The following is a 13,025-nucleotide window of genomic DNA, read 5'->3' as shown; positions in this document are numbered from 1 at the left end:
TGTGAGAATAGATAACGGATCATTTTTATATAGAAGCTTGCGAAGTAAATGGTTCTTTCGCTGGTGGATTGTCGAAACTTGTTTCGTTCAAATGTTCTCAGAACCGGAAATAATAAAACAAAATGAATCAGAAAATCCGTATCAAACTTCGCTCTTTCGACCACAATTTGGTTGATAAGTCAGCTGAGAAAATTGTTAAAGCTGTAAAGGCAACCGGTGCTATCGTAAGCGGTCCAATTCCTTTGCCAACTAAAACTGAGAAATTCACTGTTCTTCGTTCTCCACACGTTAACAAGAAATCACGTGAACAATTCCAGCTTTGTACTTACAAACGTTTGGTTGATATTTTCTCTACAAGTGCAAAAACTGTTGATGCGCTAATGAAGCTTGAATTGCCAAGCGGTGTAGACGTTGAGATTAAAGTATAGTAGAAGCGGCTTATTAACTTAGGCCAACTACATAATATTGGATGAAGGTCCTTTTAGGAAACCACATCTGAGCTCATGAAAGTGATTGAACGTATGCACATTTCGGTGCAGTTTAATTATAATCAGAATTAGAGGTCAGATGGTTTAAATCATCTGACCTTTTTTGCTGATTATCAGTGAGAAATATTGAATAACTGTTTGGATACCGGAATTTGATTTCCTACCTTTGCAGTCCGTTTTAAAGAATAAGGGTATTACCTGCTAATTTTAATTTCAAAACATGTCTGGTTTAATTGGTAAGAAAATCGGAATGACTAGTTTGTACAATGCTGACGGGCAGGCTCTGGCATGTACTGTGATTCAAGCTGGTCCTTGTGTTGTTACACAAGTTAGGTCCGAAGAAAAGGATGGCTATAAGGCTATCCAATTAGGTTTTGGTGAAAAGAAGGAAAAGAGCTCTTCCCAGCCTATGATTGGTCACTTCAAAAAAGCCAACACAACTCCTAAACAAAAGGTTGTTGAGTTTAAGGAATTTGAAGTGGAGCATGAACTTGGAACTTCATTATCTGTTACGGATATCTTTGAAGAAGGCGAGTTTGTTGACGTTGTTGGTTCTGCCAAAGGCCGCGGTTTTCAAGGTGTTGTAAAACGCCATGGTTTCGCAGGGGTAGGTGGTCAGACACACGGTCAGCACAACAGAGCGCGTCACCCAGGTTCGATTGGTGCTTGTTCATTCCCATCACGTGTATTTAAAGGCATTCGTATGGGTGGGCGTATGGGTAACAATCGTGTAAAAATTCAGAATTTACGTATTCTGAAAGTGATCCCTGAGCAAAACCTTCTGGTTGTTAGTGGCTCAGTACCTGGTTCAAAGAATTCATTTCTAATCATTGAGAAGTAGCACGATGGAACTGTCCGTATTAAATATAAAAGGAGAAGATACCGGCAAGAAGGTAAGTGTGTCAGAAGAAATTTTTGGCATCGAACCTAACACGCACGCGATCTATCTTGATGTGAAGTTGTACTTGGCTAACCAACGCCAGGGAACGCACAAATCAAAAGAACGTGCAGAGATTAATCACTCTACGCGTAAAATCAAACGTCAAAAGGGAACAGGTGGAGCTCGTGCTGGTAGCATTAAATCTCCGGTGTTCATAGGTGGTGGTCGTATTTTTGGACCAAGACCTCGTGACTATGGTTTTAAAATCAATAAGAAAGTTAAGTCATTGGCTCGTAAGTCAGCTTTCTCTGTTAAAGCTCAGTCTGATTCGATTTCTGTTCTAGAAGCATTCACATTTGATGCGCCAAAAACTAAATCGTATTTGAATGTTTTGAACTCGCTAGCATTAGTGAACACAAAAACATTACTTATTCTTCCATCTGTTGACAGCAATGTATATCTGTCAAGCCGTAACATTCCAAAAGCAAAAGTTACGACAGTGGATTCGGTCAACACGTATGACCTGATGTATGCAGACCGTCTTTTGATAAGTGAATCTGCTCTGTCTATTTTGGAAACCCAATTGAACAAATAATCATGAGTGTACTGAAACGTCCGATTATAACCGAAAAGGTAACGGCTCAGGGTGGTCAAGGAAAATATGCCTTCGAAGTATCCCTTACTTCTAATAAAGTAGAGATCAAAAAGGCTATTGAGAAACTGTTCGGGGTGACCGTAGAAAGCGTTCATACAATGCGCAGCATTGGAAAAAGCAAATCCCGTACATCGGGTGGTAAGTTTGTAAGTGGAAAGACTTCAACTATCAAAAAGGCGATCATAACGGTAGCTGAAGGTGAAATCATCGATATTTACGGTGAAGCATAAGAATAGTTGAGCGATTCAAATCTTTGACGAGTTAATAGCAAATGGCAGTTAAAAAATTAAAACCGACAAGTGCTGGTCAGCGTTTCCGTTCGGCTCCTACATTTGAGGAGATTACTACCGCGAAACCTGAAAAGAGTCTACTGGAAACCATCAAAAGAACAGGTGGTCGTAACAGCCAGGGACACAGAACCATGCGACATATAGGTGGCGGGCATAAAAGAAAGTATCGTGTAATTGATTTCAAAAGAAATCGTTTCGATGCACCGGCCACAGTTCTTTCAATTGAATACGATCCAAACCGTTCAGCGCGTATCGCATTGGTGCAGTTTGAGGATGAAGAAAAAAGATATGTAATTGCACCAAACGGACTGAAAGTGGGACAAGTAATTGTTTCAGGCAGTTCAGTAGCACCGGAAGTTGGTAATGCCCTTCCATTAGGTTCTATGCCAATTGGTACAATTGTTCACAATATCGAGTTGACTCCTGGCAAAGGTGGTCAGTTTGCACGTAGCGCAGGGGCTTACGCTCAGCTTGTAGCGAGAGAAGGAAAATACGCAGTTTTGAAAATGCCTTCTGGCGAAATGCGTATGATACTTTCTACTTGTATTGCAACAGTAGGAACAGTTTCTAATGCAAGTCACATGAATGTGGCATTAGGAAAAGCAGGTCGTAGACGCTGGTTAGGTCGTCGTCCACGCGTCCGTGGTGTTGCAATGAACCCAGTCGATCACCCAATGGGTGGTGGTGAAGGTCGCTCATCAGGGGGCCAGCCTAGATCAAGAAACGGACAGTTCTCAAAAGGACTTAAAACTCGTGATCGCAACAAGCATTCTGAGAAATTGATTATCAGCCGTCGTAAAAAATAATAGTATAACATGGCACGCTCATTAAAAAAAGGACCATATATCGATTTTCGTTTGGAGAATAAAGTTACTGTGATGAACAGTGCTTCTCGGAAATCAGTAATCAAAACCTGGTCACGACGCTCTATGATATCGCCGGATTTTATCGGGCATACATTCGCGGTGCATAACGGAAACAAGTTTATTCCTGTTTATGTAACTGAAAATATGGTTGGTCACAAACTGGGAGAGTTTTCTCCTACACGTAACTTCCGTGGCCACACTGCAAAAAAAGATAAAGGTAGAAAATAATTAGTCGACGATAGCTGGTTCTGTAACAGGAACGAGCCTATATCTGAAAGAACATGGAAGCAAGAGCTATATTAAAAGATGTGCCTACTTCTCCTCGCAAGATGAGGTTAGTAGCCGACATGATTCGCGGACAAAAGGTCAGCAAGGCGTTGGCACTATTAAAGTTTCAACCGAGAGCTTCTTCACCGGTTTTGCACAAAGTTTTACTTTCTGCAGTTGCTAACTGGCAACAATTGAATGAAGATGCGAAGCTGGAAGACGCTGATCTTATTGTCAAAACCGTATTTATTGACGGTGGACGTATGTTAAAGCGTTTGCGCCCTGCACCGCAAGGAAGAGCACATAGAATCCGCAAGCGTTCTAACCACATTACAATTGTGATTGACGATGCTTCTGTTTCTATCGCAAGCGCAGACAAAGAATCAGTAATCACCGAATCATAAGTAAAACGATCTATATCGAATGGGACAAAAGGTAAATCCTATAGGTCTGAGACTAGGAATTGTTAGAGGATGGGAGTCAAGTTGGTATGGAGGAAAAGACTTCTCTGATAAATTAGTTGAAGACGAGAAAATCCGTAACTACATCAAAGCACGTATCCCAAAAGGATCGATCTCGAAAGTAGTTATTGAAAGAACATTAAAACGTATCACATTGACAATTCACACTGCTCGTCCGGGTATTGTGATTGGTAAAGGTGGTAGCGAGGTTGATAAAATCAAAGAAGAGCTTAAAAAGATAACAGGAAAAGACGTTCAGATCAACATTTATGAGATCAAACGTCCTGAGATCGATGCGAAATTGGTAGGCGAGGCAATCGCTCAACAACTTCAAGCTCGTATTTCATATCGTAGAGCAATGAAGCAATCAATCGCTTCTGCAATGCGGGTTGGAACACAAGGAATTAAAATTCGTCTTGCTGGACGTCTTGGCGGTGCTGAAATGGCGCGTACTGAGGAATACAAAGAAGGAAGAATTCCACTACATACTTTGAGAGCTGATATCGACTACGCAATCTCAGAAGCACAAACGATCTATGGCAAAATAGGTATTAAAGTTTGGATCTTCAAAGGAGAGCTTTACGGTAAAAGAGATTTGACACCAAGTGCTGCAACAGCTGCATCTGACAGAGCAGAAAGAAGCGCGTCAGGCGGAAACGATCGTGGCGGTAATGACCGTGGCGGAAGAGATCGCAGAGGTGGTGGCCGTGATGGCGGAGCACCTCGTGGTGAAGGCGGAGGCGGCGGAAGCGAAGCCGATCGTCGTAAACGCAACGCCAGCGGCGGAGGCAATAATAACAATAGGAATAAGAAGAAGTAATCAGACATTTTCCGATTTCGTATCGGGTCAAATAGATTAAAATCATGTTACAGCCGAAAAGGACAAAATTTCGCAAGCAACAAAAAAGCAAGGGCTCATACAATGGTTTGGCTACTCGCGGACATGAAATCGCATTTGGTTCTTTTGCCATCAAGGCGCTTGAACCAGGTTGGTTGACTGCTCGTCAGATCGAAGCTGCACGTATCTCAGTAACTCGTGCTATGAAACGTGAAGGTCAAGTATGGATTCGTGTTTTCCCTGACAAGCCAATTACCAAGAAGCCAGCGGAAGTTCGTATGGGTAAAGGTAAGGGAGCTCCTGAATATTGGGTTGCACCGGTTAAGCCAGGAACAATCATCTTCGAAGCAACTGGTGTTACTTTGGATACCGCTAACGAAGCATTGCGTTTGGCTGCACAAAAGTTGCCAATCAAAACGAAGTTCGTTGTACGTCGGGATTATCAAGAAGCGAATTAACCCGAATGTTATTAAGAACGCTAATTATTTAAAGCAATGACTAGTCAAGAAATTAAGGATCTGTCGCAGGATCAACTAAAAGAGCAGATCGCTCAGGAGCGGGAACGCTTGTTGCGATTGAAATTCGCTCATGCGATTTCACCCATTGAAAACCCTTTGCGTATTCGCACCTCGCGTAAGGAAATTGCAAAACTCTTAACCGAGCTGTCGGCTAAAAGTAACCAACAGTAAATCAGTTTAGAAATTATGGAGGCAACAGAAAGAAATTTACGTAAAGAAAGAGTTGGCAAAGTAGTGAGCAACAAAATGGAGAAATCCTGCGTGATCACTGTGGAGCGTAAAGTGAAGCATGCCAAGTATGGTAAGTTTATGACTAAAACTACCAAGCTTATGGTGCATGATGAAACCAATCAGGTTGGCATCGGTGATACGATCCGCGTGATGGAAACACGTCCGCTTAGTAAGAACAAGCGTTGGAGATTAATAGAAATCCTTGAAAAAGCTAAGTAACAAATGGTACAGCAAGAATCAAGACTGTCGGTAGCAGACAACAGTGGAGCGAAGGAAGTACTCGTAATTCGGGTACTTGGCGGAACTGGCAAACGCTATGCCTCAGTAGGCGATAAAATCGTCGTAACAGTAAAATCAGCTCTTTCTTCGAGCAACATGAAAAAGGGAACGGTCTCAAAAGCCGTTGTGGTTCGTACAAAAAAAAGAAGTGCGCCGTAAAGATGGGACCTACATCAGATTTGAAGATAACGCAGCTGTTTTGTTAAACAACAATGACGAGCCACGTGGTACACGTATCTTTGGACCGGTTGCAAGAGAATTGCGCGAAAAGCAATTCATGAAGATCGTTTCATTGGCACCAGAGGTGTTGTAAGAAATCGAAACTCTAGTATTTCTTTGAACTGATAAGAGAATATCTAAAATGGAAAGTAAAAATAAAAAGGCACCAGCTAAGTTGCACATTCGCAGTGGAGATACTGTAAAGGTAATTTCAGGCAATGCAAAAGGCGAAACTGGTGTTATCAAAAAAGTGGATATCGAGAAGCTTAGAGCTGTCGTTGAAGGAGTTAACATGATCACAAAACATGTTAAACCTAATGCACAAACTCCACAAGGAAGCATTGAAAAGCGCGAAGGTGCAATACACATTAGTAATCTAATGGTGGTTGATCCTAAAACTGGTGAAGCAACTAGAACTGGTCGTAAGGCTGATGATAAAGGTAAACTTCAGCGTTTTTCGAAAAAGACAGGAAATATTTTGTAATTCTTGGTTCCTATTGAACTAAGGGTAGAATATAAACGGTGGGTCGGTAATCCACAATAATACCTTCAAAAGATGGCACAGCCGAGATTAAAAGAAAAGTATGTAAGCGAAGTTGTTTCGCAACTGAAAGAAAAATTTCAGTACAAGTCAGTGATGCAAGTTCCTCGTTTGACTAAGATTGTTATCAATAAAGGCATTGGTGCAGCGGTAGCTGACAAGAAATTGGTTGATACTGGTGTTGAGGAATTGAGCCAGATCACTGGTCAAAAAGCAATCGCAACGATTTCTAAGAAAGCGGTTTCTAACTTCAAATTGCGTGAAAACATGCCGATTGGAGCAAAGGTTACACTTCGTGGTGATCGGATGTATGAGTTTCTTGATCGTTTGACTGCGATTGCAATGCCCCGAGTTAGAGATTTCAAAGGTATCAGTGACAAAGGATTTGACGGACGCGGAAATTATACTTTCGGTGTTAAAGAGCAAATCATTTTCCCTGAGATTAGTATAGAAAAGGTAAATAAAATTACCGGAATGGATATCACATTTGTTACTTCTACTAATTCTGACGAAGAAAGTTATGAATTGTTGAAGGCACTAGGTATGCCATTTACAAATGCGAACAAACAAGGATAATTCTTAATATAAGATATTTACCGACAATGGCAAAAGAATCAGTTAAAGCACGGGAGAGAAAGAGAGAAGCCTTAGTAGCTAAGTTTGCTGAGAAGCGTACTAGATTAAAAGCTGCGGGTGATTGGGTTGGTTTGGATAAATTACCACGTAACTCTTCTCCCGTTCGTTTGCATAACAGGTGCAAAATCACGGGAAGGCCTCGGGGTTATATGCGGAAATTCGGAATTTCCAGAGTTATGTTCCGGGATATGGCCTCTGACGGCAAGATTCCGGGTGTTACAAAATCAAGTTGGTAAGAATACTTTCAATTCTGATTTCAATTACTTAACTTTGCACTCCCGTTTCAAAGGGGTGTTTAAACTAGGCATAAAAATGTTAACGGATCCCATAGCAGATTATCTGACGAGACTCAGAAACGCTATCAAAGCGAAGCACAGGGTTGTTGAGATACCTGCATCCAACATAAAAAAAGAAATAACTAAAGTACTTTTTGATAAAGGGTATATTCAGAGTTATAAATTTGACGAAGTAGGTCCTCAGGGTGTAATCAAAATAGCTTTGAAATACAATCCTGTGACAAAGCAATCTGCAATTGTGAAATTGGAGAGGGTTAGTAAGCCTGGACTTCGTAAATATTCAGGTTCATCAACATTACCACGCGTGTTAGGTGGTTTAGGAACTGTTATCATTTCAACCTCTAAGGGTGTGATGACTGACAAGGAGGCCAAAACGCTTAATGTTGGCGGGGAAGTGTTATGTTTCGTGTATTAATATTTAAAAGTTATTCAGGAAATGTCACGTATAGGAAATAAAATTATCGTTTTGCCGGCAGGTGTTTCTGTATCAGTTGCAGAAGGTAATGTAGTCTCGGTAAAAGGACCAAAAGGAACATTGCATCAGACAGTTGATAGCGATATCAGCGTTGAAATTGAAGGCAGTGAACTAAAAGTAAGTCGCCCTACTGAGCAGAAGCGTCATAAAGCACTTCACGGATTGTATAGATCTTTGATCAACAATATGGTGATCGGAGTGGATGCTGGATACAAGAAGGAGTTAGAAATTATTGGTGTGGGTTACAAAGCAAGCGCGGCAAATAATGTGCTCGAATTGCAATTGGGATATTCTCACAATATTTTTATGGCTATTCCGCAGGAAATTAAGCTTACAACGACTTCCGAAAAGGGTCAAAACCCTAAGGTTATTTTAGAAGGCATTGATAAGGAGCTGATTGGATCAGTTGCTGCGAAAATCAAGTCATTGCGTAAGGTTGAACCTTACAAAGGAAAAGGGATTCGTTTTGTCGGTGAGGTTGTTCGTCGTAAGGCTGGAAAATCTGCTTCTAAAAAGTAGTAAGTCACGGAATTAGTTTATAACAAGTAAGACAAGTTTGAAAATGGCTACCGCAAAAGTAGATAGAAGACAACGACTTAAATATCACATTCGTAAGAAGGTGAAAGGTAGTTCTGAACGTCCGAGATTATCGGTTTTTCGTTCTAACACCAGCATTTACGCGCAAATTATAGATGATATCAATGGTGTTACACTTGCAAGTGCATCATCGGTTGATCTTGGCGGAAGAAAAGAAAATTCTAATGTTGAGGCAGCCCAGCAGGTTGGTAAAAAAATAGCTGAAAAAGCGCAAGAGGCGGGTATTCAGGCTGTCGTTTTCGACAGAAATGGATATTTGTACCATGGTAAAGTAAAAGCATTGGCCGAAGGAGCTCGTGAGGGTGGCCTGAAATTCTAAGTATAACAAAGACTATGTCTACAAATACAAAACCTTCAAAGGTTAACGAATCGGATCTGAAAGAACGCGTAGTTGCGATCAATCGGGTTGCAAAAGTAGTAAAGGGTGGTCGTCGTTTTAGCTTTTCGGCCATTGTTGTGGTTGGAGATGGAAACGGTGTCGTTGGATATGGACTTGGCAAGGCAAACGAAGTAACGGATGCAATCGCTAAGGGCATTGATGATGCTAAAAAGAACCTGATACAAGTTCCAATGCTCAAGCATACAGTTCCTCATCAGATGGAAGGCAAGTTCAGCGGAGGGTTTGTATTAATTAAACCAGCTGCACCTGGAACAGGAGTACTTGCTGGTGGACCTATGCGGGCTGTTCTTGAAAGTGCTGGTATTAAGGATGTACTTGCAAAGTCTAAAGGATCTTCGAATCCTCACAACGTTATCAAAGCCACAATTGATGCTTTGTTGAAAATGAGAGCTCCTCATCAGGTTGCTTTCCAGCGAGGTGTTAAATTGGACAAAGTATTCAACGGATAGTCCGAAGGATTTTCCCTTATCTGAGAGTGATCATGTCAAAAGTACGTATTACACAAATTAAAAGCACAATCGATCGTCCGGAAAGACAAAAGCTTACTATTAAGGCCTTGGGTCTTGGTAAGTTGAACAGAACGGTTGAAAAGGAAAATAGCGATGCCATTGCTGGTATGATCCGCAAGGTAAGCCACTTGGTTAAAGTAGAAGAAATTTAACATATAATTAAAGTTATGAATCTTAGTTCATTAAAACCGGCTGTTGGCTCTGTTAAGACAGGAAAGAGAGTTGGACGTGGTCAGGGCTCCGGAAAAGGAGGAACAGCTGCACGTGGACATAAAGGAGCTCAATCACGTTCTGGTTACAGCCGGAAGGTGGGTTTTGAGGGTGGTCAAATGCCGCTTCAAAGACGTTTACCAAAATTTGGGTTTAATAATATAAATCGGGTAGAATATAAAGCCCTCAATCTCGACGCAATTCAGGCATTGGCTGAAAAAACCGGTGCGGCCGTAATTACGTTGGATTTGATTCGCGAGAATGGCTTGTGCGCTAAAAAGGATTTAGTTAAAATTCTGAATAGAGGCCAGGTGTCGATCGCAGTTGAGGTTCAGGCAAACGGATTTTCCGCATCAGCTGTTGAAGCTATTGAGAAAGCTGGAGGTAAGGCGGTTAAGTTATAATTTTGTTGTTCTTGTAAGCGCAAGTTGTTTATAATGAATAGCTAATGTAAGCCCACGACATGAAACGATTTTTAGAGACTATAAAACACATATTTGCAATTGAAGAGTTGAGAACAAGAATTCTCAACACTCTTTTGTTTATAACGATTTTCCGTTTGGGGTCTTACGTGGCTTTGCCCGGCGTTGAACCGGATCAAATGAATGTTTCCACTCAGGGATTGTTGGGTCTTCTGGATACCTTTTTAGGAGGGGCATTCAGTAAGGCATCGATTTTTGCGTTGGGTATCATGCCATATATCTCGGCTTCGATTGCAATTCAACTTCTGACTATGGCCTTGCCGTATTTTCAGAAGATGCAAAAAGAAGGAGAGTCTGGCCGTAAGAAGCTGAATCAAATCACCAGAGTTCTTACTATCGTGGTTACTCTGGTTCAGGGTACAGCTTATTTAAATACTACAGTTCCTGATGAGGCTTTATTGGTATCAAGAAGCCTTTTCTCTATATCCTCTGTTTTTGTTTTAACTGCTGGAACAATGTTCTGTATGTGGTTGGGAGAGAGAATTACAGATAAAGGAATTGGCAACGGGATATCAATGCTGATTATGATCGGTATTGTTTCCAGATTCCCAGGAGCAATTTACAAGGAGTTCGTGTCACGCGGTAGCGGTCAGATTTTGTTGACAGTACTTGAAATCGTCGCTCTTTATTTTGTGATAATGGGTGCAGTAATGTTGACGCAAGCAGTACGTAGGATACCAATCCAATACGCAAAGCAGGTTGTTGGTAATCGTGTGATGGGTGGGCAGCGTCAGTATTTGCCGTTAAAGCTTAATGCTGCTGGTGTAATGCCGATCATTTTTGCTCAGGCGCTGATGTTTATTCCATCGCTGGGCGCATCTTATTTTGCAGAAAAAAGTGATTTTGCGAGTAATGTTGCGACGATCTTCGCGAATTATACCACTTGGCAATACAATTTGTTATTTGCTGTTTTGATCATTGTATTTACATTCTTTTATACAGCAATATCGGTCAATCCGCAACAGATTGCAGATGATATGAAAAGAGGTGGTGGCTTTATTCCTGGTGTAAAACCGGGACAGCAAACTTCTGAATATATCAGCTCGATACTTGACCGCATTACGTTCCCCGGATCTCTGATGCTTGCAGTTGTTGCAACATTGCCGGCATTTGCCAGTCTTTTGGGTGTGTCAACAGATTTTGCACATTTCTTCGGAGGAACCTCTTTACTAATTATGGTAGGGGTTGTTTTGGATACGCTTCAACAAATTGAAAGTTATCTGTTAATGCGTAGATACGAAGGGTTGATGAAGTCTGGGCGTGTTACAGGTAGGACTGAGAGTGTTGCTATCTGACATTTGTGATGATTTATTTAAAGACAGAGGAGGAGATTGAGCTGATAAGAAAAAGTGCGCAAGTTTTAGGCAAAGCGCATGCTGAGGTTGCACTATGGGTTAAGCCAGGAGTGACAACTAACAAGCTCGATGCTGTTGCTGAGGAGTATATAAGAGACTATGGAGGCATCCCGTCTTTTAAAGGATTTAATAAATTTCCTGCATCTCTCTGTATTTCTGTAAATGAAGTTGTGGTTCATGGTATTCCAGGAAACTACGCATTGAAAGAAGGAGACATCGTTTCGATCGACTGTGGTGTTAAGTTAAACGGTTTTCATAGTGATAGCGCTTATACTTATCCCGTTGGGGAGGTGACGCAGGAGGTTAGGGACCTGTTGACTGCGACGAAAAGATCGTTATACAAAGGAATTGAGCAAGCGGTAGATGGACTTAGGATAGGTGATGTTGGATTTGCTGTTCAGAATTACGTGGAAGAAAGAGGATATACGGTTGTGCGGGAATTAGTAGGACACGGTGTTGGGAAAGATCTCCATGAAAGCCCTGAGGTGCCAAACTACGGAAAAAGAGGAAAAGGTATCCGATTGCGAGAAGGAATGGTTTTAGCAATTGAGCCAATGATTAATCTCGGTGTGAAAACGGTCATGCAAGAGCGCGACGGTTGGACAATCAGGACAACAGACAGAAAATATTCAGCTCATTTTGAGCACACGGTTGTTGTTCGTAAAGGCAAAGCCGAGATTCTGACAACATTCGATTATATAGAAAAAGTGACGGCCAACACCAGCCTTATGGTTGAAGTAATGTAATTAACGCTACGAATGGCAAAACAAGCATCAATCGAACAAGACGGAGTTATTTTAGAAGCGCTTTCCAATGCAATGTTTCGTGTAATTTTAGAGAATAAGCATGAAGTTATTGCACACATTTCAGGAAAGATGAGAATGCACTATATAAAAATTTTGCCGGGTGACCGTGTTAAGTTGGAAATGTCTCCTTACGACTTATCAAAGGCAAGAATTACTTACCGGTATAAATAGGGAGAAGACGACCTCATTATTAACAACAAGTAACATTCGAGATGAAAGTCAAAGCATCAGTAAAGAAACGCAGTGAGGACTGCAAGGTTATACGCCGAAAGGGTAAAGTGTATGTTATTAACAAAAAGAACCCACGGTATAAACAAAGACAAGGTTAATCATTATGGCACGTATTTCAGGAGTTGATATTCCCGACCGTAAAAGGGGCGAAATCTCACTAACTTATATCTTCGGAATTGGACGCAGTTCAGCGAAAAAAATTCTGGAGAAAGCAGGAGTTGACATCAATAAAAAGGTGATTGACTGGAACGATGAAGAGTCTGGTGCAGTTCGTGCGGTTATAGCAGGTGAATATAAAGTAGAAGGTGCACTTAAATCAGAAGTTCAACTGAGCATTAAGCGCTTAATGGATATCGCTTGTTACAGAGGTCTTCGTCACCGTAAGGGTTTACCATTGCGCGGACAAAGGACAAAGAACAACTCTCGTACTCGTAAGGGTAAACGCAAAACAATCGCGAACAAGAAAAAGGCTACTAAATAATCAGTGAGCGGTGG

The 13,025-nt window shown here is 41.4% G+C and carries 25 protein-coding genes and 1 pseudogene; all 26 read left to right on the top strand.

The features are described 5' to 3' along the window. The first annotated feature begins 122 nt into the window (after positions 1 to 122). The 26 genes and pseudogenes from rpsJ (at position 123) to rpsM (ending at position 13,011) form a co-directional block, all read left to right on the top strand. Complete coding sequence (gene rpsJ / locus NFI81_RS16615; protein WP_026631228.1) at positions 123 to 428, top strand: 30S ribosomal protein S10; 306 nt, start codon at positions 123 to 125, stop codon at positions 426 to 428. 280 nt (positions 429 to 708) lie between these two features. After that, positions 709 to 1,329, top strand: coding sequence for a 50S ribosomal protein L3 (rplC, locus tag NFI81_RS16610; protein ID WP_233854311.1), 621 nt, complete (start codon positions 709 to 711; stop codon positions 1,327 to 1,329). Between the two features lie 4 nt (positions 1,330 to 1,333). Then, positions 1,334 to 1,963 (top strand): 50S ribosomal protein L4, encoded by a 630-nt coding sequence (rplD, locus tag NFI81_RS16605; protein ID WP_234611351.1) that lies wholly within the window; start codon positions 1,334 to 1,336, stop codon positions 1,961 to 1,963. 2 nt (positions 1,964 to 1,965) lie between these two features. Continuing rightward, positions 1,966 to 2,253, top strand: coding sequence for a 50S ribosomal protein L23 (gene rplW, locus NFI81_RS16600; protein WP_056280041.1), 288 nt, complete (start codon positions 1,966 to 1,968; stop codon positions 2,251 to 2,253). Positions 2,254 to 2,294: 41 nt separating this feature from the next. After that, positions 2,295 to 3,119 carry a 50S ribosomal protein L2 gene (gene rplB, locus NFI81_RS16595; RefSeq protein ID WP_234607835.1) on the top strand — a complete coding sequence of 275 codons (825 nt, stop codon included), beginning with the start codon at positions 2,295 to 2,297 and terminating at the stop codon, positions 3,117 to 3,119. Positions 3,120 to 3,128: 9 nt separating this feature from the next. Continuing rightward, positions 3,129 to 3,407, top strand: coding sequence for a 30S ribosomal protein S19 (rpsS, locus tag NFI81_RS16590; RefSeq protein WP_026631233.1), 279 nt, complete (start codon positions 3,129 to 3,131; stop codon positions 3,405 to 3,407). Between the two features lie 53 nt (positions 3,408 to 3,460). Next, a complete protein-coding gene (gene rplV / locus NFI81_RS16585) occupies positions 3,461 to 3,850 on the top strand; it encodes a 50S ribosomal protein L22 (RefSeq protein WP_233854314.1) in 390 nt (129 codons plus the stop codon). 19 nt (positions 3,851 to 3,869) lie between these two features. Beyond that, positions 3,870 to 4,727 carry a 30S ribosomal protein S3 gene (rpsC, locus tag NFI81_RS16580; protein WP_233854315.1) on the top strand — a complete coding sequence of 286 codons (858 nt, stop codon included), beginning with the start codon at positions 3,870 to 3,872 and terminating at the stop codon, positions 4,725 to 4,727. A 44-nt stretch (positions 4,728 to 4,771) separates the two neighbouring features. Further along, positions 4,772 to 5,203: a 50S ribosomal protein L16 gene (gene rplP / locus NFI81_RS16575; protein WP_234607834.1), complete on the top strand. Its 432-nt coding sequence runs from the start codon at positions 4,772 to 4,774 to the stop codon at positions 5,201 to 5,203. Between the two features lie 36 nt (positions 5,204 to 5,239). Further along, positions 5,240 to 5,434 carry a 50S ribosomal protein L29 gene (gene rpmC, locus NFI81_RS16570; protein ID WP_233854316.1) on the top strand — a complete coding sequence of 65 codons (195 nt, stop codon included), beginning with the start codon at positions 5,240 to 5,242 and terminating at the stop codon, positions 5,432 to 5,434. Between the two features lie 15 nt (positions 5,435 to 5,449). Next, positions 5,450 to 5,713, top strand: coding sequence for a 30S ribosomal protein S17 (gene rpsQ / locus NFI81_RS16565; protein ID WP_233854317.1), 264 nt, complete (start codon positions 5,450 to 5,452; stop codon positions 5,711 to 5,713). Positions 5,714 to 5,716: 3 nt separating this feature from the next. Next, positions 5,717 to 6,086 (top strand): annotated as a pseudogene (rplN, locus tag NFI81_RS16560) (50S ribosomal protein L14). A gap of 48 nt (positions 6,087 to 6,134) precedes the next feature. Then, positions 6,135 to 6,476, top strand: a complete 342-nt coding sequence (gene rplX, locus NFI81_RS16555) for a 50S ribosomal protein L24 (RefSeq protein WP_233854319.1) — start codon at positions 6,135 to 6,137, stop codon at positions 6,474 to 6,476. 72 nt (positions 6,477 to 6,548) lie between these two features. Then, positions 6,549 to 7,109 (top strand): 50S ribosomal protein L5, encoded by a 561-nt coding sequence (gene rplE, locus NFI81_RS16550; protein WP_233854321.1) that lies wholly within the window; start codon positions 6,549 to 6,551, stop codon positions 7,107 to 7,109. Between the two features lie 26 nt (positions 7,110 to 7,135). After that, positions 7,136 to 7,405, top strand: a complete 270-nt coding sequence (gene rpsN / locus NFI81_RS16545) for a 30S ribosomal protein S14 (protein WP_234611352.1) — start codon at positions 7,136 to 7,138, stop codon at positions 7,403 to 7,405. Between the two features lie 76 nt (positions 7,406 to 7,481). Then, a complete protein-coding gene (rpsH, locus tag NFI81_RS16540) occupies positions 7,482 to 7,880 on the top strand; it encodes a 30S ribosomal protein S8 (protein WP_026350532.1) in 399 nt (132 codons plus the stop codon). Positions 7,881 to 7,901: 21 nt separating this feature from the next. After that, positions 7,902 to 8,459 (top strand): 50S ribosomal protein L6, encoded by a 558-nt coding sequence (gene rplF / locus NFI81_RS16535; RefSeq protein ID WP_234607832.1) that lies wholly within the window; start codon positions 7,902 to 7,904, stop codon positions 8,457 to 8,459. 43 nt (positions 8,460 to 8,502) lie between these two features. After that, a complete protein-coding gene (rplR, locus tag NFI81_RS16530) occupies positions 8,503 to 8,856 on the top strand; it encodes a 50S ribosomal protein L18 (RefSeq protein ID WP_233854324.1) in 354 nt (117 codons plus the stop codon). 14 nt (positions 8,857 to 8,870) lie between these two features. Continuing rightward, the gene (gene rpsE, locus NFI81_RS16525) at positions 8,871 to 9,386 is read left to right on the top strand and encodes a 30S ribosomal protein S5 (RefSeq protein ID WP_026631242.1); all 516 of its coding nucleotides are present in this window, start codon (positions 8,871 to 8,873) and stop codon (positions 9,384 to 9,386) included. 32 nt (positions 9,387 to 9,418) lie between these two features. Beyond that, the gene (rpmD, locus tag NFI81_RS16520) at positions 9,419 to 9,598 is read left to right on the top strand and encodes a 50S ribosomal protein L30 (RefSeq protein WP_255717230.1); all 180 of its coding nucleotides are present in this window, start codon (positions 9,419 to 9,421) and stop codon (positions 9,596 to 9,598) included. A 15-nt stretch (positions 9,599 to 9,613) separates the two neighbouring features. Then, on the top strand, positions 9,614 to 10,060 hold the full coding sequence (gene rplO, locus NFI81_RS16515) for a 50S ribosomal protein L15 (protein WP_234611353.1): 447 nt from the start codon (positions 9,614 to 9,616) through the stop codon (positions 10,058 to 10,060). Between the two features lie 59 nt (positions 10,061 to 10,119). Beyond that, positions 10,120 to 11,433 (top strand): preprotein translocase subunit SecY, encoded by a 1,314-nt coding sequence (gene secY / locus NFI81_RS16510; RefSeq protein ID WP_234611354.1) that lies wholly within the window; start codon positions 10,120 to 10,122, stop codon positions 11,431 to 11,433. A gap of 8 nt (positions 11,434 to 11,441) precedes the next feature. Further along, a complete protein-coding gene (gene map / locus NFI81_RS16505; protein WP_234611355.1) occupies positions 11,442 to 12,239 on the top strand; it encodes a type I methionyl aminopeptidase in 798 nt (265 codons plus the stop codon). A gap of 12 nt (positions 12,240 to 12,251) precedes the next feature. Next, positions 12,252 to 12,470 (top strand): translation initiation factor IF-1, encoded by a 219-nt coding sequence (gene infA / locus NFI81_RS16500; RefSeq protein ID WP_026631247.1) that lies wholly within the window; start codon positions 12,252 to 12,254, stop codon positions 12,468 to 12,470. Between the two features lie 41 nt (positions 12,471 to 12,511). Beyond that, positions 12,512 to 12,628, top strand: a complete 117-nt coding sequence (gene ykgO, locus NFI81_RS16495) for a type B 50S ribosomal protein L36 (protein WP_015813811.1) — start codon at positions 12,512 to 12,514, stop codon at positions 12,626 to 12,628. 5 nt (positions 12,629 to 12,633) lie between these two features. Continuing rightward, positions 12,634 to 13,011, top strand: a complete 378-nt coding sequence (gene rpsM, locus NFI81_RS16490; protein ID WP_026631248.1) for a 30S ribosomal protein S13 — start codon at positions 12,634 to 12,636, stop codon at positions 13,009 to 13,011. Positions 13,012 to 13,025: the final 14 nt, after the last annotated feature.

The organism is Dyadobacter fanqingshengii (assembly GCF_023822005.2).
Lineage (GTDB): Bacteria > Bacteroidota > Bacteroidia > Cytophagales > Spirosomataceae > Dyadobacter > Dyadobacter fanqingshengii.
Note: the sequence above shows the minus strand (reverse complement) of the source record. Positions and strands in the feature narration are given on the sequence as shown.